This is a genomic window from Paenibacillus tundrae, from assembly GCF_030812775.1.
Lineage (GTDB): Bacteria > Bacillota > Bacilli > Paenibacillales > Paenibacillaceae > Paenibacillus > Paenibacillus tundrae_A.
This window is the reverse complement of the sequence record NZ_JAUSTI010000024.1, coordinates 17,615-41,688: the sequence shown is the minus strand read 5'-3', so window position 1 is coordinate 41,688 and position 24,074 is coordinate 17,615. Positions and strand designations below refer to the sequence as shown.

Below are 24,074 nucleotides of genomic sequence, written 5' to 3'. Positions count from 1 at the left end.
CATCCTTCCCCTGGTTGTCTCATTGATGTTGATTACATTCGGCCCATTCTAGACCAACGTTCACTCTATTATGTCCCAAAACTTGTGTGTACGTAAACCTTCCTGCCCAAAGAGAAGACTACTCGCCCTTAGATCTACCGCATATTTGACAGTTCCACCATTCCATCACAGATTCCGTGATAGAAACTGGACAAAACCTATTTATCATTTCAAAAAAACATGGACAGCGGTTAGATCGTAACCGCCATCCATGCTATATAACCGAATCATAGGATAGAGAGACTAGACCTGCTTCTCTTCCTGTTTCTCCGCAATCGGAACATACTTGCCTGGCCAGAACGCCCATTTGCCAAGCAATGTTGTAATTGCCGGTACCATGAATGGACGCACCAGGAACGTATCCAGCATAACGCCTACAGCCGTAATAATCCCGAACTGCACTAATACCTGGATCGGCAGTGTTGCGAGTACCGCAAACGTTCCTGCCAAGATCAGACCTGCAGAGGTGATGACCGATCCTGTCTCGCTTACACCTTCCTTAATGGCTTGGCGAAGCGGCATCGTTTTGCGTTTCTGCCAGATGCTTGAGATCATGAAGATGTTGTAGTCTTCACCTAGTGCCACAAGGAATACGAAGGAATACAGTGGAATTGCTCCCTGAATGGCATCGGCGCCAAGACCGTAATGGATAATAAGCCAACCCAGTCCCAATGCTGAGAAAAAGGATAGAACGACAGTTGCAATCAGATATGCTGTAGCGACTACAGAACGCAGGTACAACAGCAATAACAATGTAATCATGCCGATGACCACTGGAATAATGATCTTAGCATCGCGCTCTCCAGCTACTTCAATGTCATATTGCTCAGCCGTCTGGCCATCAATCCATACGTGCGTGTCGGCGTTCGATATTCCCGCATCTGTCAATGCCTGCTCAGCAGTAGCTCGCAAATCAGGAATGTGCTGCATGGCTTCCATGGAGTACGGATTCAGATTGAACTCTACATCATAGGCTGTAATGTTCGCATTTTCCGCACCCTGCTGGGCATCGCCAACTTTGCTTACATAATCGAGTGCTTCAAGTTTGGATTGAAGATCCGTCTCTTGACCCTCAGCATCAATGATAACTTTCACTGGAGCCAATTCACCTTGGGAGAACTGTTCTCCAATAACGGTGAAGCCTTCGCGAGAAGGAACATCTTCCGGGAAGGAAGATAACAAGTCATATGTGAATTTAATCTGTGTAGAGAACACCGCTAGTCCACCCAGGAGTACCAGAGTTACTGCCAGCACAGTCCATGGCTTCGTAACAACTGTACGCCCGATCCAGCTTTCTTTCACTTTGCGTGGAGCTGGAGCTGGTTTGCCTTTTTTCTTAGCACGTTCTACTTCCATCTCATGTGTACGCGGTATGAACGGGTAGAACGACCCACGACCGAAGATAGCGAGTAGGGCTGGAACCAGCGTTAGACTTGCAATAAACATGATGAAGATGGACAAACTGAATGGTACGGCAAAACGGTGATATGCCCCATATTCAGCAAGTAACAGTACAAGCAAGGCCGCAACAACAGTGAAACCACTCATGGCAATGGCACCGGATGAACCCGTGATTGCCTGGAAAAGAGCTTTCTTTTTGTCCGGCTCATGGTAGAGAATTTGACGGAATCTAGAGATCATGAACAGGCAGTAATCCGTTCCCGCTCCGAATAAGAGTACCGTCATAATTGAAATAGACTGCGCATCAACAGTGATCCATCCCTGATCTGCCATGAATCCCAGAATCGGACTGGTCACCATATATGCGAACCCTACTGCGATAATTGGAATAATCGCAAGTACCGGGGAACGATATATCAGTAACAACAACACAAGTACGAGTATGACTGTTGCAATGAGCAGCGATACGTCAGCAGAAGAGAATAATCCGCTGGCATCAATCGATATACCAACTGGCCCTGTAACGCGTGCGCTGAGTGAACTTGTATCATCAACCGCAACTTCAAACGGGTTCACTCCGAAGATTTCTTCCGTTTTCTCCTTCAGTGCATCGATGCCCTTCTCCAGCTGCTCCGCATCGGCTCCTTCGTTGAAGAAGAGCGGCATAACAAGCGTGCTACCATCTTCGGACAGTTGCCCTTGAATTGCCTGTGGTGGCAACTGATATAGCGGTACGACCGCTTGCTGCTCTTCCACAGGGTCTTGATCCAGTCGCTCTGTCAGCGCTTGAATCTGCTTAATATGTTCATCCGTGAGTCCACCAGCCTGATGCCATACAATCAATGCTGGCAAGCCTTCCCCGCCAGGGAATTCTCTCTGAGCTACTGCAGCAGCTTGAACAGATGGTTTGGAATCGCTCAGATCCTGAGCATTATTCGTTTCCCGATCATTCACAGCCGGCCAAACTAGACCGAGTACTACCGCTATGATGATCCATACCAGAAGTGTTACCCACTTACTCCGTTTGCCAGCAACCCAGCGGCCGTATCCCGAACCTTCTTGCATTGTCTTTTCATCTCCCTATCCTGATATATATAGATTGATCTAAACTATTTACACTAGCCACTTCGATGACAGAATAATGTTCCGATCGCTGTTATCCCCAGATTTTTTTGATTCCCTTCTCAAAAGGGAAAAATCCCGTGATACAGGCGAGCTTATGCTTCCCATGTAGCTTTCTTACAGAAAGCTTGTAGCTTCGCTTCTTCAATTATTTCTGTCCTCTCCGTTCTGGTGTAAATATTAGCTCAATCTAAAAAGAACTTATTATAGAAATGAACCGTGGGTCATTGTATAATCGAATTAATTATATATACCGGAAGGTTAATTTTGCAATACTTAATTTATGAACAATTTTAAACAGTAACAATTTACGTAAAAAGAGGTATACACAATGAATTCTAAACAACGTAATTCCCGTTCACCAGGCAGACCAAAAGCTGGCTCTGATCAAGCATCAACTCAGTCGAAAATTCTGATGACGGCATCCAAGCTATTTATGGAACATGGATATGAACCTATATCCCTGCAACAGATCGCGTCCCAATGTCAGGTAACCAAAGCATCTATCTATTACCACTTCTCCAGCAAACCGGAGCTGTTCACGACAGCCATCACACGTATGATGGCTATGGCGATGCAGCAGACCGCACGTCGGCTAGATGAGCCCGGATCGCTGCGGCAACGGCTTGAGAATGTAGCCGAGGTGAAGATGGAGCAATTTCATATTGATACGGAAACGATGATGCGCGAAGCCGAAACGTATCTGAACGAAGAACAACTCGCCCAGATCCGCGGGGCGGAGATACAAATCTATGAGGTGCTGGCTGTACATTTTCAGCGAGAAATGGATCATGGTTACCTACGCCCTGCCAACTCCATGCTGCTCGCTCATGCATTTACGTCCCTGCTTATGCTTGCGAATCGGGAAGATGTACGCAACATGCATGCAAATATTGCAGAGCTTGCGCAGCAATTGGTTGCTCTATTTCTGAATGGTGCTGTTCTTCAAGAGGACTAGTATGAGCGAGAACAATCCCACGCCTTCGCGAGAGCTTCAATACCCATATCGATCTTGGCTACATCCATGCCAGCAAAACCAATGATAAATTCCTTTTTGCTATCCTTCGGACTGCCAGCTTCTCCCCATAGATACTCTGTGGAACTCACTTGTACACCCTTGTCAGCCGCTGCACGTACCAACGTAGTGGCTGTTTGAGATGACGTAATGCGCAATACCAGATGAAAGCCCGCATTCTGTCCGCTAATCTCAGCTTGCTCGCCAAAATGTCTGCGTATGGATTGAACGAGAAGATCATGTTTTCGTTTGTAGAGGTTTCGCATTTTGCGGATATGCTTGCCAAGCTCCCCTTCACGCATGAATACTTCTAACGTCCGCTGGATGAACCGTGAAGTCGACTGTTCAAACAGGACGTCTCGGTACATCTCTCGGAAGCTACACATTAATTCCATTGGAAGCACCATGTAGTGCACACATAAGGCAGGGGCAAGCACTTGGGAGAAACCACCCATATAGATCACACGACTATCTTCGCGCAATCCTTGCATCGATGGAATCGGACGTCCATGGTATCGAAACTCGCCGTCATAATCATCCTCAATGATGTATGCTTGTTCACGCTCCGCCCAATCCAGCAATGCTAATCTTCTCGCAATGGGCATCGTCATGCCCATCGGGAATTGATGGGAGGGCGACACACCCACTAGCTTCACTCCCGCACGTTCCAATGCTGTGAGATCCAGGCCTTCCTCATCAAGTGGAATGGGCACAACCTGATAACCGTAATGACGGAATGTACCCGGCAGCAAGCGATAACCAGGACGTTCAACTCCGATCGAATGCACACTACCCAGCTTAAGCTTAAGTAACGTTTGTACAAGCAACGTCATTAACAAATGCTGCTCCGCACCCACCACAATCTGTTCTGGTGAACATCTCACACCTCTGAACTGTCCAAGATAGTTGGCAATCTCACATCGTAACCCCGATTCTCCTTGGGGATCACCATAAAACAACAACTCATCCGCCTCTTCGCGCCAGATTCGATTCGTATATTGCTGCCACTTGGCATACGGAAATAGACTAAAGTCATTACGCGACATATGAAAGTCATACGCCATATTCTTGATTGGGCGAATTGCAGACTGATCCGTATCCGGATACTGGGGCTGCTCCGGCATGATCCTATGATGCAGCTTGTTATCCATTGGAAGCTGAATCGCCCCGTAACCATCCATCAAAGCTCGTACACGAAAGCCTCTACGTGGCTGGCTGTACACATATCCTTCTGCAATCAATTGCTGATATGCCCATTCCACTGGAGTCGAACTGATTCCCAGCATTTCGGCCAGTTTACGAATGGAAGGTAGTTTGGCATCCTCAGCCAATTCACCGCGCATAATCTCCCGTTTGATATGATCCGAGAGTTGAACGTAGACGGGTCTACTCGTATCCTCCTCCAACGTCGGCATTTGCTTCATGATTTCATACACCTCATCCCTCATCTGTCCTGCTCGAATTTTAATAACTGCACATTTTGCAGTATACAGTACTAGACTATAATCAGAGGAGCGATTTCACAAATAGGAGGAATAACCATGTCCCAGTCCACCCAATCAACTCAAACATCTACATATATCCCACGTCTTCTAGAGAGTGAGCGTGTCTATCTACGTCCATTCGAGCAGAGCGATGTAGATACCTATTTCCCGGGCTTATTCAACAGTGAGGCTCGTCGGCTCACCGGAACACAGAATAGTTTTACACGTGCACAAGTCGAACGTTATGTAGAGAATACAGCCCAGGATGATTCCAGGCTCATGTTGTTGATCGCTTTACAAGAAACGGATCAAGTCATCGGTGACATCGTCCTGATGGACATGCATAGCAAAAATCGTAGCGCACATCTTCGAATTGCCATCGACAACGCAAAACATCAAGGTAAAGGTTATGGTAGCGAAGCTATGCTGCTTATGCTTGATTATGGTTTTGGCATATGCAATCTGCACCGGATTGAGCTTGAGGTGTACGCCTTCAACGAACGTGCCATTCGGACGTATGAAAAGCTGGGGTTCCTGCGCGAAGGAATCAGCCGAGACGTGCTGTTCTACAACCATCAGTATCATGATGCAATACGCATGAGCATGCTGGAAGATGAATACCGAGAAAGATACTGCGCAGATCAAGCTTAGATTAGCCCCCATAATGTGCAAAAGAAAGAAACCGGGATATTAATACTCATCTCCGGTCAGAAAAGTCAGATGACCCGCCAACACCGACAGTTCGGCGGGTGTCTTCATATATAATTCGCCATCGGTATCCGCAAGCATAGGCATTGCAGTCTCCAGCTTCAAGCTGGCTGCCTTGAAATAACTGATGCTCTCATGCTGAGGCTGCCATTCTCCCTCTGGCTTATGGGTTAAGATCTCCCTTAGCAAAGGGATACCTGTATCATGGATAATGAGTACATCCAGTTTACGGTCTTGGAGAGAGTTGAGTGCAAAGGGCAACGCGTTGGTGCCTAGAAAACGCCCGTTCGCAATATAGATCATAACCGCTTCACCCTGCATCTTCTCCCCGTCTGCCTCCAATTGATAGCGGAATGGCTCTGCATGACTTATCGTTTGTAAGGTGCTGATGAAGTAACTAATCTTGCCGAGTGCACCTTTTAATTGATCATTTATATTTTGTGATGTATCACTGATTAGTCCGATACCATAAAAGTTAGTGAATATTCGATCATTAGCTCGTCCCAGATCAATAGACATCTGGCGTCCTCTCAACATCTCCCGTGCGGCTGTTACCACATCTGGTGAAATGCCCAGAGATCGGGCGAAGTCGTTACAAGTGCCTCCTGGTAGTATGCCCACAAGTGGGGGTTGTTGAAGATCCGCCAATCCATTCACGCATTCGTGAACCGTACCGTCACCCCCAAGAATAAACACAACATCGAACTCTTCCCCGCGCTCTCGGCATAGACGCTCACCCTCACCAGGCTCATCCGTTCGAATAATAATAAGCTCCCGAACCGCTGGAGCCAGTATGCCTGATACAATGCCTAATGAATCAACCCGGCTAGCCTTCCCCGCGTGCTGATGATGAATTAACAAGGCTTTGTTAAACTCCATCGCTGTTTCCCCCATTCTAGGATATGTATCGACTTGTTAACCCTTTACCCGTTGAGATGAAAAGTGTAACTTCAGCTATACACTGATTATCGTGTGTGTGCAAAATGGAGAACTCTTATCTGCAATGGATAAGCACTACTTTTTTTGCTATGCTCATGTATGAGAACAATGCTTGTTCCGCAACTTATTGGAAATAAGATATTTCATTGCATTACTATAATTTACAGTGATAGAAGTACCATTCAAACTCGTGCAAAACGGTTATATGTATACCATAAACGAATGGAGGGATTGCTATGATTCCAGCAACATTGGAACAATTGGAGCAAGTTCGCAAAGAATGCCGCACCATGGTTCGAAAAAGAGCCACCGCTTCCTTCGGCACAACACTCGTTCCGTTGCCTGGTACAGATGTGCTCGCCGATGTAGGAATGCTCATGCAGCTCTTGCCTGCCATTAACAATAAATTCGGGTTATCACAAAAACAGCTTGAAGGCATGGATCCAGAGACCAAATCCATGATCTACGGATTCGTGATGTCCATCGGCTCCAAAGTGATTGGACGAATGGTTACCAAAGAACTGGTCGTCCAAGTCCTGAAGCGCATTGGCATACGTGTAGCTACCAAATCGGTCGCCAAATTTGTGCCGCTCGCCGGTCAAGGACTGGCTGCAACGCTCAGCTATACAGGAATGCGCTATGTTGGGAACAAACACGTCGATGACTGCTATGAGGTCGTTAAACGTATGATTGAACAACGCGAAGCCATTCCGGGGGAAATGCCCCCTTCTGCGCTGAGTACATCGGATAAGGATGAAGCTATTCTTCCATTAGATGACTCCAAAAAGGACACGGAAGAGAACAGTGCTAAGAATAGCGCAGTTACGGGCAAAGCCAATCAAGACTAGTATATCAATAGTCTGACCAACGAATTCATGTATGTATGTGTATGTTTCAGGTTGAATGGAGCTTTAGAACACATTATAAGTTGCATAAAAAGCAAAACAAGACTGAGCTCCCACTAGGAATGCTCAGTCTTGTTTGTTTAGAGTGTTTCATTGGATATCAACGATCTAACTTAACTCTCTTAGATCGCCTGCGGCTGCTGCTCCGTGAACTGGCTATTATACAGATCCGCATAGAAGCCCTGTCGATCCATTAACTCCTCATGGTTACCCTGCTCGATAACATTCCCGTGATCCATCACGAGGATGAGATCCGCACCACGAATGGTGGACAATCGATGGGCAATAACGAAGCTGGTGCGATCCTGCATCAGATCATTCATTGCTTTCTGGATGAACACTTCTGTCCGTGTATCGACACTACTTGTTGCCTCATCCAAGATGAGGATTGCCGGATTAGCCAGAATCGCTCTAGCGATCGTGAGTAATTGCTTCTGTCCTTGGGAGATGTTCGATGCTTCCTCATTCAACACCGTATCATACCCATCGGGCAGAGTTCGAATGAAATGATCAGCATGCGCGGCTCTTGCAGCCTCATATACTTCCTCACTCGTTGCTCCTTCACGTCCATAAGCAATGTTGTCACGGATGGTTCCGTTGAACAACCATGTGTCTTGAAGCACCATCCCAAAAAAGCTACGCAGCTTGCTGCGCTCCATATCTTGAATGTTCACACCATCAATCTTAATCTGCCCGTCCTGTATTTCATAGAAACGCATGAGCAAGTTAATCAATGTCGTTTTACCTGCACCCGTTGGCCCAACAATAGCGACCGTCTGACCTGGTTTCACATTAATGTTCATATTACGGATGAGTAACTCATCGTCTTTGTATCCAAAATTCACACCTTGGAAAGCTACAGCACCTTCTGGTTGCTGTAATGCCACAGGTTTGTTTGACTCAGGCACCTCTTCTTCTTCATCCAACAATTCGAATACCCGCTCTGCCGAAGCAATGGTGGATTGAATAATGTTCGAGATGTTGGCAATCTGGTTAATCGGCTGTGTGAATTGGCGCGAATATTGCGTGAAGGCAAGAATATCCCCGATGGTAATTGCGCCTCGTGTAACAAAGATCCCGCCGACCACACAGATCAGAACATAACCTAAGTTACCGACAAACGACATTAGCGGCATAATTATCCCCGAGATAAACTGGGCTTTCCAGCCTGATTCATACAGTTCTTCATTCACCTTTTCGAATTGTTCGACAGATTGGTTTTCACGACCAAATGCTTTGACGACCTTATGTCCTGTATACATTTCCTCTACATGACCATTCAACTCACCGAGTGATTTCTGTTGTCCAGCAAAATGCTTTTGTGAACGGGAAGCTACAGCAACCACCACAACTACACTCAGCGGCAGAGTCAAAAGAGTAATTAATGTCATCCACGGACTGATGGTGAGCATCATAATGATGACCCCAACAATCGTAACGACAGAGGTAATAAACTGCGCCAAACTTTGCTGTAACGTATTACTAATGTTATCGACATCGTTCGTTGCCCGGCTTAACGTCTCCCCGTGAGTACGGGAATCAAAATATTTGAGAGGCAAGCGTCCGACCTTCGCACTGATCTGCTCACGCATGTCATACACAACACGTTGTGCCACGCCAGCCATTAAATACTGCTGTACATACATAAATGCAGCACTGAACAGATATAACCCCACAAGCAGATACAACACTTTGATTAATGCAGGAAAATCAACACCTGCGCCTTGTACACCCTGATAAATGGCAATAGCGCCTTCACTTAATATATTTGTACCTTCTGCCATGATTTTTGGACTGATAATACTGAAGACGGTACTTAAAATAGCTGCAATAAGAACCCCTAGGAGCCGGAAACGGTGTGGATGCAGATAGCGAACCAACCGACGAAGTGTACCTTTGAAATCCTTCGCTTTCTCCACTGGGGGACGCATTCCCATACCGCCACCAGGAGGGCCAGGCACACCGGATTTAGGTGCCTTGCGTTCTGTACGTTCACTCATGCGATCTCCTCCTCTGTAAGCTGGGACGATACAATTTCACGATACACTTCGTTGTTCGCGAGCAGCTCTTGGTGTGTTCCTGAACCAACAATTCGACCTTCATCCATGACAAGAATCCGATCCGCATCCATAACGGTGCTCACCCGTTGAGCGACGATTAGCACTGCTGCTTCGGTCGTTTCTGATTTCAGTGCAGCTCTGAGCTTAGCATCTGTTTTGAAATCAAGTGCAGAGAAGCTATCGTCGAAAATATACACCTCAGGACGACGCACTAATGCGCGTGCAATGGACAAACGTTGCTTTTGTCCACCTGAAACGTTATTACCACCTTGTGCAATCATACTGTCATAGCCATCTTTCATCTCGGAAATGAAGTTCTCTGCCTGCGCCGTTTGAGCCGCATGCACTACTTCCTCCATCGTGGCATCATCCTTACCATGACGGATATTCTCTGCAATGGTTCCGGTAAACAGCACTGCCTTTTGCGGTACAAATCCAATAACTGCTCGTAAATTCTCCTGTTTCAGTTGACGCACATCCGTCCCATTCACTCGCACAGTACCTTCGGTAACGTCATAGAATCGAGGAATAAGGCTGAGTAATGTTGATTTACCTGAACCCGTACCACCGATAATTGCCGTGGTCTCGCCAGGACGAGCCGTAAAAGAGATATTGGACAACGCAGCATTCTCCGCACCTGGATAACGGAAAGTAACATTATCGAATTCAATCGTTCCTTGAAGTGCATTCATCTTACGTGGCTGCGTCGGATCACTCAGATCTGGCTGCATATCAAGCACTTCGTTGATCCTCTCTGCTGAAGCTGATGCTCTTGGAATCATGACAAAGATCATGGAAACCATAATGAGAGAGAACATAATCTGCATCGCATACTGGATAAACGCAATCAGTGAACCGATATTCATATTCTCGCTATCAATCCGCATACCACCGAAATATAGAATGGCGATCATCGAGAAATTCATGACAAGCATCATGACAGGCATCAGTGTTGCCATAAGCACATTGACCTTAATGGAGACATCTCTTAGATCGGTATTGGCTCCATTAAAGCGAGCACGCTCATGTGCTCCACGATTGAAAGATCGAACAACCCGAATACCCGTTAGTTGCTCACGTAACACCAGATTGAGTCGATCAAGCTTCTTCTGAATTTGTTTGAATAGTGGCAGTCCCTTTGAACCAATCAGTGCAATTGCACCACCCAACACAGGAAGCACAACGAGGAAAATGGTAGATAGTTTAGCATCCTGGGATATCGCCATGACAATACCACCGATACACATCAATGGAGCCATAATCATCATACGCAGCATCATCGTCAACACGTTCTGAACCTGTGTAATATCATTCGTGGTTCTGGTGATGAGCGAAGCTGTACCCATCTTATCGAACTCTTGCAGGGAGAAATTCTCTACATGGCGGAACACTCTGCTACGAAGTTGTTTGGCAAACCCACCTGCCGTGCGTGAAGATAGGTAACTGGCAATAATGGAACAGGCGGTTCCGGCAATAGCGATGAGTAGCATAAAGCCGCCAATTTTCCAGATATAAGGAATGTCTCCCCTAATGATCCCTTTATTCACGATGTCTCCCATCAGGGTAGGCAGGTATAGTTCAGCCAGAGACTGCATCAGTACCAGACCTAGAATGAAATAGACGGAGATTTGGTATGGCTTCAGCATACGAAACAGTTTCATCATGGCGTATCATCTCCTTGTGCGTTTGCTTCTGATTCCTGGGGAACTTTGCTATCAAAGAAGGTGTACACCTTCGTAAGCAACGCTGCTAACTGAAGGCTGTCTTCCTCGCCAAGATGCTCGACAAGCTTGTTGAAAATTTCCATGCGCTCTTCATGAGCAGCCCGAATGATTGCCCGGCCTGCCTCAGTAATCGTAATGCGCACTGCACGTCGATCCTCTGGATCCATCGTACGTTCAACTAACCCTTCATCCTCGAGTCCCCGTATGACGGGTGTAATGGTTGGTGACTTCACGCGTAGCAAAGCACTGATCTCCGAAACCTTCAGTCCAGGATGATTGGATTCGAAGGAGTGATTGAAATCAGGCGGATTATCCTGCCAATTCAGCCGTTCTCCCGGGTGCATGCCGTGAAGCAGACAACCCAGCACCATAATTTCATTGTGATTGCGCCCATGCGGTTTATGTTGTCTCCATTTGCCTTTATTAAACTGCATGATGGAATATAAAAGCTTCTGAGCGACCGGATCTATGCCAGCCATATGGTCTTCCTCCTTATAAGGCGATATGCCTGTTGAATTCAATTACCGTAGTATACCTATTATATAGGAATACAATTAAATAGATAACCAATTAATTAGGTCACCTAATTATATTTCCGACAAATATGAAAGTCAATACCGTTCTATTTTGTTCCAAAACACCAAAAAACCACGGCAAAAGATCGCCGTGGTTGGGAAATGTAATTTTGATTGATTGCGTTAATCGTATGTGTTCAAATTAGCTCTGGGAAGCCGAAGCAGTTTGCAATGCAGGGGAGAACGGGAAATACGTCTTAGCATTGTTGTAGGCAATGCCTTGTACAATCTCACCTAATAGCTCCATATCTTGCGGAGCCTCGCCCTGCTCAGCCCACTCACCGACTAGATTACATACTAAGCGGCGGAAATATTCATGCCGAGTGTAGGATAAGAAGCTACGAGAATCGGTCAACATGCCGACAAAGCGGCTGATTAAGCCCACGTTCGCAAGTGCTCTCATCTGAGCTAACATGCCATCCTTGGTATCATTGAACCACCAAGCTGCACCAAGCTGGATTTTACCTGGAATACCTCCACCTTGGAAGCTGCCCATAATTGCAGCGAGCACTTCATTATCACGTGGGTTCAGAGAATACAGTATCGTTTTGGGCAGTGCCTGCTCTTGCTCAAGCGCATCCAGTAGACCGATCACCGCTGAAGAAAGTGGTGTATCATTCACGGAATCATATCCGGTATCTGGTCCCAGCTTTGCAAACATCCGGCTGTTATTGTTGCGGGCAGCATTGATATGGAACTGCATCACCCAGCCCCGATCGGCATACAGCTTCCCTAGGAAGGTTAGCGTCATCGTCTTGTACTTATCTTCTTCTTCACGAGTGACTTTCTGACCCGCAAGTGCTTTGGCAAATATCGCGCCTGCCTCTTCACGTGTTGCTTCGCCAAATGGAACATAATCGAGCGCATGGTCAGACACACGGCCGCCAACAGAATGGAAGAATTCCACTCGGGATTCTAGTGCGGCAAGGAAGGAATCATAGTCTTCAATTGTGGTGTCTGAAGCCTGAGATAGCTTGCCCACCCATTCGGTAAACGTATCCCGATTTAACTCCAGACCTTTGTCAGGACGGAAGGATGGTAACACAGCCGTTTCGAATCCTTCGATCTCCTTAATCTTGAGATGGTATTCCAAGGAGTCACACGGATCATCCGTTGTACAAACCACCGTTACATTGGACTTCGTGATTAAGTCTCGTGCACCAAACCCTTCACTGTTCAGCTTCGCATTTACCTTTTCCCAGACGGATGGGGCACTCTTCTCGTTCAACACTTCGTAGACACCAAAATAGCGCTGTAGCTCCAGATGAGACCAAGCATACAATGGGTTGCCAATCATCATCGGTACGGTTTTGGCATATGCCAGAAAACGATCATAATCCGTAACACCCTCGCCGCCGGTAATATATTGCTCTTCAATTCCGTTTGCGCGCATGAGACGCCATTTGTAATGATCTCCATATAACCAGGCTTCTGTGATGTTGCCAAAAGTCTTATTCTCATAAATCTCCTGAGGACTGAGGTGGCAATGATAGTCAATAATCGGCATGTCTTTGACGTAGTCCTCATATAACCTTACCGCCGTTTCGTTGTGCAGCAGAAATTGTTCATCCAGAAAAGATTTCATTCATCATGCACGCTCCCTTTAGGTGAGTTTACGTTCATATGGGTTCACTTCCCACCTTGTACGCTACACTGTTTGACACCAAAGTTCAATATAAAATGATAGCGTTATCAAAAAAGGTTGATTTAGGCATATCCGGTTGAACAAGGTATACTGGTTTTAATCACAATTATGCTGATCTGAAGATCACATGTAAGGAGATGAAGACATGAAAATTACATTTCTCGGTACAGGAGACATGTTCAGTGTAGACCAACACCATAACAGTGCATTGGCTGAATTCGATGACACCCATCTCGTGATCGATTTTCCAGAATCGAACGCGAAGGCATTGAAGCAATACGGCTTGCCGATGACAGATATACATAACGTCTTCATTACGCATCTACACGAAGACCATATTAACGGAGTACAGATGCTTGGGTACTATGCTCAGATTGTAGGTGACCGGAAGCCACGTCTGTTTATCCATGAAGAGCTAGTCGATCCGCTGTGGAGCATTCTCTCTCCTGGTATGCGTTATACGACAGATGGAGAACGTACGATGAGTGATTATTACGATGTGGTTCCACTACCCGATGGAGGAACGTTCGAGCTGGGCGATGTTACGTTTGAAACTTTCCGTACGAAGCATGTACCGGGGATGGTCAGCAATGGGCTGATGGCTAAACCTTATTTCTACTACAGTGCAGATAGCACACTTGATCAGAAACGTGTAGAAGAGATTGCCGAGGATGTACAGCTTATATTCCATGAATGCCATATGCACGACCTCGTTATCAAATCACATACCTCATTGAACGATCTGGAACAATTGCCTGCTCACGTTAGAGCAAAAACTGTGCTCATGCATTATCACGATGAATACGCAAATGCCGATAAGCGAGCTGAATTCAATCAACAGCATGACCTACGAATGGCGGGTACACTGGAATCTTTCGAGCTTGATACGTAGATAAGGATAGACGATTGCGTTTTTCCGCAAACTTACTTTCTCTATACGTCAACATGCCAGCCTGCTTATTTAAATACATGCTACACCGACACGACACTTGTCTTCCATTCCAATGCTATACTGGAGCGAGACAAGTGTCTCTTCTTATTCATTAGAGAGTGACTCTATGTATGCCTGGGTCTCGGTGGATGGTTCTGCTTGGATATAAAAATAATCTTCCGTTCGTTCGTCATCTGAGCCATACGAAATTTTAATGTACATATTCTGATAGTCAGTAAGGGCGCTCCGACTGATATCTGTCTTAGGCTTCAAAACATAACTCCGACCTAAGCTTAATCCGAGCGGTTCATTGTTCGGTTCTAGGTTGGTCTCATAATCGTTCGCTGTATTACTGTTAAGCAGATCCGGTGCATCAATCACCTTCATCATAGCAGGTGCAAGCGTGAAAGATTGAATGACGTTGGCAAGTGGAGTCTGCACATCATTCATAAGAACATCATAGGTGATCCGATCTCCATCCGCCTCATGACTGACATTAACGGTCGCTGTCAGCTTGTATTTCTCAGGTATAGTCTGCTGAAAGGAATCTCGATTGTTCTTGATGCGCTCTTCGAGATCTCTCCTTTCACTATTTAGTGTATAGGAGTCGGTGCGTTTCACCTGGCCCATCGCCGACTCAGAGGTACATGCAGTTAAGCAAAGTATGAGCATAATCATGCATAATATTGTCCATATTGGCCTACTCAATGTCATTCCACCTCGCTTCTTCAATTGGTGTTCATTTATATATAACTTAAGCCGATCGAACGACCATCGAAAAATTTAATCCATTTATACTTTTGGATTATAATACCAATTAAGGTTATCACAAATAGATAAGGATGGGTTACTTTTTATGCGTATGACCCCTTCCTATACCTTCTCCTATCCTGTTCCTATTCTCGATCTTGATAACTCCTCTTTTCTTCTCTAGCTCACACGTACCCAGCACAAAAAGGGCTTCCACGCCAGCCATTCAGACTAACGCGCAACCCCCTTCTACACTTGAGCTATAATCCAAAAGTAAAGCTATTACAATACTAACAACTAGGATGACGTTGGGGTGTGTTCCTCGTCTGGCAGAGCCCATACCGCTACACTTCCACCGTTCACATGGAACGTCGCCCAGCCATCTTCCTCAATCGTTACAGTTTCCTCGCGGCTATGCGTAAGATCCGTCCAGACCTCACCAGCCCGATGTTCACCAATGAACATACGCTTCTCACCATCGTCTCCGTTGGAGATCACCACAGCACAGCCAGAGCCCTCGAACTCCTCCGCGCCACGCCTTACCCAACCGATCGTATTGGCATGGTCGAAGTAGTCTTCCTGCTCGCCATACGCCTTATGACAGCGTGCATAGAGCAAAATGTCCAAGATCTCTTTTTTCCCTTCAACAGGTTCAGGGCCACCGATGCCGTAATAATCTCCGTAAAAGACTACCGGGTACCCGTCACGACGCAGTAGCGTCAGTGCATATGCGCTTGGTTTGAACCAATCCCCAACCCAGGATTCAAGTGCCTCATGCGGCTGGGAATCATGGTTATCTACAAATGTCACAGCATGCGTAGGATGTGTGTGTACTAATGTATCTTCGAATATTTTGGAGAGATCGAAATCTCTTCCCGCCAGAGAAGCCTCATGTAATTTATAGTGAAGGGACACATCGAATAGATCGATCTGATAATCCACCGTATCCAAGAATTCCCGACAAGCATCCAGATTGGAGTTCCAGAACTCGCCTACAATGTAGAAATCCTGACCCCGTTTCCGAATCATCTCGGCAGCGAACGCTTTGATGAACTCATGATTGATGTGTTTGATCGCATCCAGGCGAAACCCGCCACATTGCAACGTATCAATCAGCCATTTGCCCCACTCGATCATTTCGTCTTTGACTTCCGGATGATTATAGTCGATGTTGGCGAACATGAGGTAATCGTAGTTGCCAAACTCATCGTCGACATTTTCATTCCAATTCTTGCCCTCTTCGGCAATACGGAATACACCTGTGCGTTCTTGTCTTGCATCAAAGTCCGTTCCATTGAAATGCGTATAGTTCCATTTAAAGGAGGAGTACTGGTCTCCCCGCCCCGGAAAATTAAACTTGGTCCAACCCTCGATCTCAAAAGGCTTAGATATCTCCTTCAACCGATCATTCGGATCGACCTCAACGACTGAGAATACTTCTGTCTCGTCCGCGCCTGCTTTATGATTCATCACTAGATCAACGTAGACGGCAATCCCATTCTTCTGGCACTCGGCAATCGCCTCCACCAGTTCTTGCTTGGTGCCATACTTCGTGCGTACACTGCCCTTTTGATCGAATTCGCCCAGATCGTATAGATCGTAAACGCCGTATCCAGTATCCTCGGCCGACACTGCTTTGGTTACAGGGGGTACCCACACCGAGTCAATTCCTATGGCCTTTAGCTCAGGTGCCATCTCGGCCAATCGCTTCCAGTGGTTTCCGTCTGCGCTAAGATGCCATTCAAAAAACTGCATCATCGTATGGTTTCTTTTCATTACAAACAGACCTCCTTTAATGCTTACGAAGCGGACCTCGGAGTGTATACGTATCCCGTAGTTCGTTCGGTTGCTAACCAAGTAATAACCCGCTAGACCCCCTATTCAATCACGCAAGCAGAAAAATATATACGCTAACCATGCTATGACAGAGCGCATGTAATGGTCAGTGTTGCCTCTTGATTTTGTTTCATCTCAGCTTACCTGGCCTTATTCGGATGAATCAACGTGTAGTCTCTCCACTCCTCCGGCAACAGCGAATGATACGGTTCCTGAGTGAACCGGTCGTCGATCAATACCAGTATGCCGTGGTCTTGCTCGGTACGAATGAGCCTGCCGCCTGCTTGCAGCACTTTGTTCATACCTGGGAAAATATAAGCATAGTTGAACCCTCTTCGCCCTGTGCGATCAAAATAGTCCTTAAGCACATTGTTCTCTAGACCAATCTGCGGCAACCCTGCACCGACCACCACAACGCCGTTCAGTCGATCACCAGGTAAATCCACACCTTCGGCAAATACGCCGCCAAGAACAGCAAAGCCCAGTCGAGTTCGCTCCGGATTTGGTTGGAACGCGTTCAAGAACTGATCCCGCTCCGCTTCACTCATGCCTTGTTCCTGCATGACAGCATCCACCTGGCTCCCGGCAAACACTCGCATATACGTTTCATGCACTTCACGCATGTACGGATAGGAAGGGAAAAAGACCAACAGATTATGACGTGGACGCTCAGCGACAAGTTGATCAAGTAGCTGCGCAATGGCAAGACGAGAAGCTTCTCGATCCTTATAACGGACAGACAATGGCATGAGGCGAACGTCCAACTGTTCGCGAGAGAATGGGGAAGGCACCTGTAACGTATAGTCCTCTTCCTCCGCTCCCAGCATATCCCGGTAATAGCTCATCGGAGATAGCGTTGCTGAGAAATGGACGACGCTGCGGAAACCTTTCGCCGTCTGACGAAGCAGAGCGGACGGATCCAGACAGAATAGCTTAATTCGCACTTCACTGCGCTCACATTCTGCATAAGTCATGAACCGTTCATCATACAACTTGGCGATGCGCAGGAAATTTTGAGCGGTGAAATAGCCATCCAGCAGCAATTCATCTATCTCAGCATGCCCCGATCCTCCCTCCAGGAGACACTGCTCGGCAGCCATCACAAATGTTTCGAGCAATTCAATAAGCTCTTCAGGCATTTCTTGGTTATACAATTTATCCTCATCTCCGCCATTCTTGCGGATGGTTAGAAGGTACGTATCCACACCACCGGCACGGTCAGAGATGGCTTTTGCCGCAGGAACACTGCTGGCTAATTCTTTGAATTCTCTTTTTAGTTCAAGAAAAACAGACTTCACCAGCTCAGCCGAGAACATATTCCGGCCACGATCCACCAGATTGTGCGCCTCATCCACCAGAACGACGGTTCTACGCTTCTGTTCCTCCAGTATGCGTTTCAGCGAGATCCGTGGGTCAAAAATATAATTGTAATCACAGATGACTGCATCAGCAGCATAGGCTGCGTCGAGTGAGAATTCAAACGGACAGACGCGATGCTTGCGAGCATACTGCTCAATGACACGGCGCGTCATTAACGTCTCATGTTCCAGCATGTCCAGTACTGCTCCATTGATACGATCATAGTAGCCCTCGCACATGCTACACTGCCCTGCATCACAGGACTCTTCTTCCTTGAAGCAAATTTTGTCCTTGGCGGTCAGGCTTATGACGTGCATGTTTAACCCTTGAGCCTGCATTCGTACAAAGGCTTCTTCAGCGGTTGCCCTTGTTGTCGTTCTTGCCGTCAGGTAGAACAGCCTTTCCGCCTCGCCCTCTCCAATGGCTTTGACCGCAGGAAAAAGCACCGACATCGTTTTGCCAATGCCCGTGGGTGCCTTCGCCATCAATCCCTTGCCCTCACGGATCGTCTGGTACACGGCTCCTGCTAACTTTCGTTGTCCTTCCCGGTATTTCTGAAAAGGGAATCCCAGCGCTCGTACACTAACATCACGCTTCTCTTCATACGCAGCAATCATCTCTGCATAAGGAGCGTAGCCAGCGATAACCTCTGCCGCAAATTGCTCAAGCTCATGTCGCTCCATCATGCGCCTTAATCGTCTCTCTTCGCTATTCACTGTGTGCACATATGTTAATTGCACCTGCATTCTCGGCTCATCATTCACCCTTGCATACATATAAGCGTACATGATCGCCTGTGCCCAATGCACCGGAAGACCTTCACCCAGCTCATCCAGAGGGCCAGCCGTAGACTTGATCTCATCCACCGTTAGTTGCCCCTCAAGGCGGATGATGCCATCACAGCGTCCTTCAACAATATAAGTCAGGTCACCATGTTGAAGTTCTGCCTCTAGCACCACTTCTTTCTGGTCCTCCTCGGTGTACCCCTTCTGAACTCGCTGGTGAATTCTTGTTCCTTCCTGCATGGATGCATTGGTGCGGAATCCTGGCCGGATACTGCCACTACGATACACATATTCCACCAAAGGACGCACCGATATTCGAATAGTAGTTGTCATACGATCACCCGTTCTCATAGTATTCTCTATACTTTATCATAAATAGACACGTCCCCGTCTATCCCATCATTGGACTCGTCCTGTTTCGATGTGCTATGTTGTGGAAGATATGACTAGGGCGTGTTGGTACAAGCCCTATAATAAGGAGGCCGTTACGATGTACATTTATTTGGTTCCTTCCCCGATCCCAGATGCTCTCGCTGCATATCCACACCTCACGCTGCGCAGTGAAGATGAGGTTCGAATCGCGCTGGAGTCATCCGAACGAATGGTGAACATCGAATCTGATGATCACGTTGCAGCCTATGAGGCGTTTGATGCCGCAGGAAGCTGGACAGGCGGTGGATTTGCTGTGCTGAATAATATCCCTGTAACCGAAGACGGACGCGGCGACTTCGAGGAACGATTCAAAAACCGTGCGCGCAAGGTAGAAGAAGAGCCTGGTTTTGTCGGTATTCGTGTGCTTCGTCCACTTAAAGATGACACATATGTTGTGCTTACGCTCTGGCAATCCGAAGCGCATTTCAAAGGTTGGCAGGAGTCTCAAGCCTATAGCCATGCCCATCGTAACCGGAGCACAAGCGAAGGGCTCACTGCCCAGAAGCCTAACATGTTTCCGCGACCTTCCTTTGTGACCACCTATACCATAACGTAACTAGAACCAGATATATATTACGCACATTGTCCTGATGACCTCATCCTATTCGGATGGGGTTTTTTCGGGTTATGTAGACCAGATCCTTTTTTTGACACAGGAACCCTCAAGATAGGATAATACTGGTTAAACGAAACTTCGGAAGGGAAGGCGGTACGTTTGTCACGCAGTTCACTCACCCGGTTTCTAAAGGGACCGTTTATATGGTTTACCCTGATTATGATCCTCAAAAGCTCGCTCGCCTGGATCGTCATCTTCGATGATATCCCACTGTGGAAACCCTTGCTTACGGAACTACCCATGATCTGGGCTTGCTTCTGTCTGATTGAATGGTTTGCAGCCAAACGGCGAATGTGGTTATACCTCGGGCTTAATCTACTGCTGTCAGGCATCTTCTTCGCCGCTATTATGTATTACAAATATTACGGTGTCATCGTCAACTATCATGCCCTGGCACAGGTGAACCAAGTTACATCTGTTAAGAGCAGCATGTTCTCTCTTCTTGATCCATATTATCTCTTTATTTTCACAGATATCGTTATTTTATTGGTGGCTTGTTAATCCGTCGTCGTATGAAATTCGGTAAACCGGAACATCCCGCTGAGAAGCTGGTGGAGCGAAAAACAAGAAGGCGGATTGCGTCCGTTATTCTAGTCATGTCACTCGTCATAGGCATGCTTAACATTTATCCTAACCGGGCGAGCATGAGTGAGATTACTCAAGCAGAACAGATGGGCATTCTCGGCTACGAAGCCTTTACCATTCTGGCAGATCGTCCAGATCAGCCTGTGCCCATCAACCAGATTACTCAAGATCGAATTGAGCAACTGAAGCAGACAACCGACTTGCCGGCGATCAATCTATCAGGAGCAGCCCAAGGCCGTAATGTAATCATGCTGCAGCTGGAATCGTTTCAGAATTTCCTGATTGGACTTCAAGTGGATGGACAAGAGATCACGCCCCATCTCAACCAGTTGGTAAGGGATAGCATGTATTTTCCAAATTTCTATCAACAAGTGGGGCAAGGGAATACGTCAGATGCAGAATTCGTGGTGAACACGTCGTTCTACATCCCTCCCAATGGTGCAGCAGCTACGGTGTATGCAGACAAAGCACTACCCAGCCTACCCAAACTCATGTCTGCAAGTGGGTATCAAACGGCTACTTTTCACACCAACGACGTCCGTTTCTGGAATCGAGATCAGCTCTATCAGGCTCTAGGCTTCGACAACTATTATGATATTAAAACCTTCGGTACGAATGATACCATTGCCTTCTCTGCTTCAGATGATGTGTTATATGACAAGACGCTGGATCAACTGGAGGCTATGCAGTCCACTGGCTCACCCTATTACGCTCATATTATTTCCATGTCGGCGCACCATCCCTATCATTTGCCAGACAGCAAGATTGGTATAACATTGCCCGCAAGATATCAAGATACGCTGCCTGGCGATTATCTGATCTCCCAGCATTATGCTGACCAAGCGGTTGGGGAATTTATTAATGGGCTCAAGGAACGTGGACTGTGGGATCATAGTCTGCTCGTGGTCTATGGAGATCACCTGGGACTTCCCATCTATTCCTTAGATCCAGAGGACGAAGTGTTAATGGAAGAAATCTATGGACGAGCCTATACTTCTGTGGACATGATTAATATTCCGCTCATCGTTAATGCACCTGGTATCACCCCTGCTATGCAGCTCAAACAGCTTGGGGGACAAGTGGATATTTTGCCAACGATTGCGGGACTTACTGGCGTATCTCTGCAAGATCAGCTTCATTTTGGACAAGATCTGCTTCGAGAAGGAGGAAATCTGCTGCCAGAGCGATATTACCTGCCTTCCGGTTCTGTCCTGAATGATACTTCCTTATTCGTTCCGGCTACAGGGTATGGGGATGGGGTACACTATTCCCTTGCAAACGCAGGTAGACATGATGCACCTCAATGGAATATTCCGAGCGAAGAAGCGTCCCATCATCGAACGGATGAAGCTTCGACCACGCTAAGTGGCTCATCCAGCTCTAACGAGTTATCCTCTGCATCTTCTGCCGGATATGTAACCAAGGATCAATATGACCGCGCACTACAGCTTATGCATTTATCCAATAGTTATCTGATCCAGTTACCCGAGCATCATGCAGCGCAATAACTAAACAGTTTTGATACAGAGCTTATGTATAAGTGACCCTCCCTCCGTTCATGGGGGATGGGTTGCTTTTTTATTTTATAGAGCAAAGCCAGAGCGCTTCTTCGTATTTGTTATCTATTATTCAAACGTATTATAGATTACAGCGGGGAATGAATGATGTTCTTTTGAAAAGTGAAAAATAACCCGAACCCGATAAAGTCAGGGCTCAGGTTATTCAACTCATTACAATTACAAAGGCAACAATGGAACGGTTGTACGTGCAGACAGTTTGTCCACCATTTCCAGCCATTCCTTCGGTTTGTTCGGCAATACCGCATAGTAACGATTTAAGAAATCAGCCACTAAGTTCGCTGGCAGTTCACCCTGGTTCTCATCACTTGGCATGAAGCATAGATCGAGTCCGCCTACAGCTTCGCCATCGCCTTGCCAAGAAGGATGAACGTAAGGGAAGTCCAATCGTTGGTAACCCAGGTGTGACAGCACCTCACGGCGAACATACGGATTCATCGGTTTAATGCCACCAAACTCATGATCCTGATCTAGATAAGGATTGTAAATTTCAGCGAACATACCGAATAGCTCCTTGCCATTCGCCGCTGCGAGACTCTTCAGATCACGCTCACGATGGCGTGCAAGGAAACTGCCGATACCCAACCCTTCACGGCCGATAATCGTAAAATCAGTCATGGCCACATTCCAATCCTCGTAGTAGCGGTATTCTGTAGCGCCAACTACATTGCCTTCATGAACAGCAACGAACACCCGAATGCCCGGATCTTCCAGTGGCTCTTCCCAGAGCGGGAAATCCAACACTTCCTCCGCCGGGAAAATCTCTTGCATCAGCTTGTGCATCTGAGCGAACAATGGGTCTTTGATCGATGTTATACGTGTAAATTCCATATGATAGTTTGCCTCCTTAATATAGATGCCCTCAGGCACCCTTTGTAATCAAAAGCGGACTTTTTAAACAACCTCTATAAATGGGTTGCTCCATTCCATTAATGCGGCGTAATCACAGGACTCTTCATCATCCAGATAGTTAGCAGTGACACCTACCGGCATCCGTCCACAACGGAGCAGGAAAGATATCACGGGATCATGCAGTTCCCCTGCAACGACTTGCTCCAAATATTGCTCAGCAGACATCTGCTCTGCCACGAGATGGTATCCCGGCATTCTACCAGCACCGAGCAGTCGCTCCATCCCTTGATGAATAACCAATTGATACATCGCCTGCATCATTAACTGGGCAAGCCCCCATTTGCGATACTTGGGACGAACGCACAGATCCACGATGTACAACGTATTACCATCGGGCTGATGATTACGGATATAACCATCATCTGTTACTTCAGTCCACGAATGATTAACTGGTTGAGCCGGGTTCCATTGCATTCGAAGTGACGTCATGGATCCTGCAAGTTCTCCATCCACTTCAATACAGATGGCTCCGTCCGCATAATGCGCAACATGACTCGCCAGTTGTTCATGGTTCCAGAGCAGCTCCTCCGGGTAGGGTGGAGGGAAGCTCTCTGCCTGAATACGGATCAATTCATCAAAGTCCGCTTCCGCATAAGTACGAATGACCGCTCTCACCGGCTTACGCTGGCGATCCGGGCCGGTGATTCGTATTTCTTTGTTATACATGCTGACCG

19 protein-coding genes are annotated in these 24,074 nt (G+C 46.9%); 7 read left to right on the top strand and 12 right to left on the bottom strand.

The features are described from left to right. Positions 1–282: 282 nt before the first annotated feature. On the bottom strand, positions 283–2,505 hold the full coding sequence (locus J2T19_RS25990) for an MMPL family transporter (protein WP_307221123.1): 2,223 nt from the start codon (positions 2,503–2,505) through the stop codon (positions 283–285). A 388-nt stretch (positions 2,506–2,893) separates the two neighbouring features. Here J2T19_RS25990 and J2T19_RS25985 point away from each other — a divergent pair, with 388 nt between their 5' ends. Then, the gene (locus J2T19_RS25985) at positions 2,894–3,520 is read left to right on the top strand and encodes a TetR/AcrR family transcriptional regulator (RefSeq protein ID WP_307221121.1); all 627 of its coding nucleotides are present in this window, start codon (positions 2,894–2,896) and stop codon (positions 3,518–3,520) included. Here J2T19_RS25985 and pdxR read toward each other — a convergent pair. After that, on the bottom strand, positions 3,517–5,001 hold the full coding sequence (pdxR, locus tag J2T19_RS25980; RefSeq protein ID WP_307221118.1) for a MocR-like pyridoxine biosynthesis transcription factor PdxR: 1,485 nt from the start codon (positions 4,999–5,001) through the stop codon (positions 3,517–3,519). The genes J2T19_RS25985 and pdxR overlap by 4 nt on opposite strands. A gap of 117 nt (positions 5,002–5,118) precedes the next feature. Here pdxR and J2T19_RS25975 point away from each other — a divergent pair, with 117 nt between their 5' ends. Next, complete coding sequence (locus J2T19_RS25975; RefSeq protein ID WP_307221115.1) at positions 5,119–5,712, top strand: GNAT family N-acetyltransferase; 594 nt, start codon at positions 5,119–5,121, stop codon at positions 5,710–5,712. A 39-nt stretch (positions 5,713–5,751) separates the two neighbouring features. On the opposite strand, the gene J2T19_RS25970 is transcribed toward J2T19_RS25975, so the two are convergent. Then, entirely contained in the window at positions 5,752–6,648 is an 897-nt protein-coding gene (locus J2T19_RS25970) for a diacylglycerol/lipid kinase family protein (protein WP_307221112.1), read from the bottom strand. Positions 6,649–6,944: 296 nt separating this feature from the next. Between J2T19_RS25970 and J2T19_RS25965 the strand changes: the two genes are divergently transcribed. After that, positions 6,945–7,556, top strand: a complete 612-nt coding sequence (locus J2T19_RS25965; RefSeq protein WP_307221109.1) for a hypothetical protein — start codon at positions 6,945–6,947, stop codon at positions 7,554–7,556. Between the two features lie 179 nt (positions 7,557–7,735). On the opposite strand, the gene J2T19_RS25960 is transcribed toward J2T19_RS25965, so the two are convergent. The 4 genes from J2T19_RS25960 to uxaC all read right to left on the bottom strand — a co-directional run bounded on the left by J2T19_RS25960 (position 7,736) and on the right by uxaC (position 13,557). Further along, positions 7,736–9,613, bottom strand: a complete 1,878-nt coding sequence (locus J2T19_RS25960) for an ABC transporter ATP-binding protein (RefSeq protein WP_307221106.1) — start codon at positions 9,611–9,613, stop codon at positions 7,736–7,738. After that, positions 9,610–11,337 (bottom strand): ABC transporter ATP-binding protein, encoded by a 1,728-nt coding sequence (locus J2T19_RS25955; protein WP_307221103.1) that lies wholly within the window; start codon positions 11,335–11,337, stop codon positions 9,610–9,612. The genes J2T19_RS25960 and J2T19_RS25955 overlap by 4 nt, the downstream gene beginning before the upstream one ends. Continuing rightward, entirely contained in the window at positions 11,334–11,876 is a 543-nt protein-coding gene (locus J2T19_RS25950; protein WP_307221100.1) for a MarR family winged helix-turn-helix transcriptional regulator, read from the bottom strand. Before J2T19_RS25950 ends, J2T19_RS25955 begins: the two co-directional genes overlap by 4 nt. 238 nt (positions 11,877–12,114) lie before the next feature. After that, complete coding sequence (gene uxaC / locus J2T19_RS25945; RefSeq protein WP_307221097.1) at positions 12,115–13,557, bottom strand: glucuronate isomerase; 1,443 nt, start codon at positions 13,555–13,557, stop codon at positions 12,115–12,117. A 205-nt stretch (positions 13,558–13,762) separates the two neighbouring features. Between uxaC and J2T19_RS25940 the strand changes: the two genes are divergently transcribed. Beyond that, positions 13,763–14,509 (top strand): MBL fold metallo-hydrolase, encoded by a 747-nt coding sequence (locus J2T19_RS25940; RefSeq protein ID WP_307221094.1) that lies wholly within the window; start codon positions 13,763–13,765, stop codon positions 14,507–14,509. A 144-nt stretch (positions 14,510–14,653) separates the two neighbouring features. Here J2T19_RS25940 and J2T19_RS25935 read toward each other — a convergent pair whose 3' ends face one another. From J2T19_RS25935 to J2T19_RS25925, 3 genes are all read right to left on the bottom strand, one after another. After that, positions 14,654–15,178, bottom strand: a complete 525-nt coding sequence (locus J2T19_RS25935) for a hypothetical protein (protein WP_307221091.1) — start codon at positions 15,176–15,178, stop codon at positions 14,654–14,656. 417 nt (positions 15,179–15,595) lie between these two features. Further along, on the bottom strand, positions 15,596–17,074 hold the full coding sequence (locus J2T19_RS25930; protein WP_307221088.1) for an alpha-amylase: 1,479 nt from the start codon (positions 17,072–17,074) through the stop codon (positions 15,596–15,598). A gap of 200 nt (positions 17,075–17,274) precedes the next feature. Then, positions 17,275–19,611 (bottom strand): ATP-dependent DNA helicase, encoded by a 2,337-nt coding sequence (locus J2T19_RS25925; RefSeq protein WP_307221085.1) that lies wholly within the window; start codon positions 19,609–19,611, stop codon positions 17,275–17,277. 157 nt (positions 19,612–19,768) lie between these two features. Here J2T19_RS25925 and J2T19_RS25920 point away from each other — a divergent pair, with 157 nt between their 5' ends. From J2T19_RS25920 to J2T19_RS25910, 3 genes are all read left to right on the top strand, one after another. Beyond that, positions 19,769–20,266: an antibiotic biosynthesis monooxygenase family protein gene (locus J2T19_RS25920; protein ID WP_307221083.1), complete on the top strand. Its 498-nt coding sequence runs from the start codon at positions 19,769–19,771 to the stop codon at positions 20,264–20,266. 159 nt (positions 20,267–20,425) lie between these two features. Continuing rightward, positions 20,426–20,827, top strand: coding sequence for an LTA synthase family protein (locus tag J2T19_RS25915; protein ID WP_307221080.1), 402 nt, complete (start codon positions 20,426–20,428; stop codon positions 20,825–20,827). Positions 20,828–20,838: 11 nt separating this feature from the next. Continuing rightward, positions 20,839–22,419, top strand: coding sequence for an LTA synthase family protein (locus J2T19_RS25910; protein ID WP_307221078.1), 1,581 nt, complete (start codon positions 20,839–20,841; stop codon positions 22,417–22,419). A 228-nt stretch (positions 22,420–22,647) separates the two neighbouring features. Here J2T19_RS25910 and J2T19_RS25905 read toward each other — a convergent pair whose 3' ends face one another. Further along, a complete protein-coding gene (locus tag J2T19_RS25905) occupies positions 22,648–23,319 on the bottom strand; it encodes a GNAT family protein (protein WP_307221075.1) in 672 nt (223 codons plus the stop codon). Between the two features lie 63 nt (positions 23,320–23,382). After that, on the bottom strand, positions 23,383–24,066 hold the full coding sequence (locus tag J2T19_RS25900; RefSeq protein WP_307221072.1) for a GNAT family N-acetyltransferase: 684 nt from the start codon (positions 24,064–24,066) through the stop codon (positions 23,383–23,385). Between the last annotated feature and the right edge of the window lie 8 nt (positions 24,067–24,074).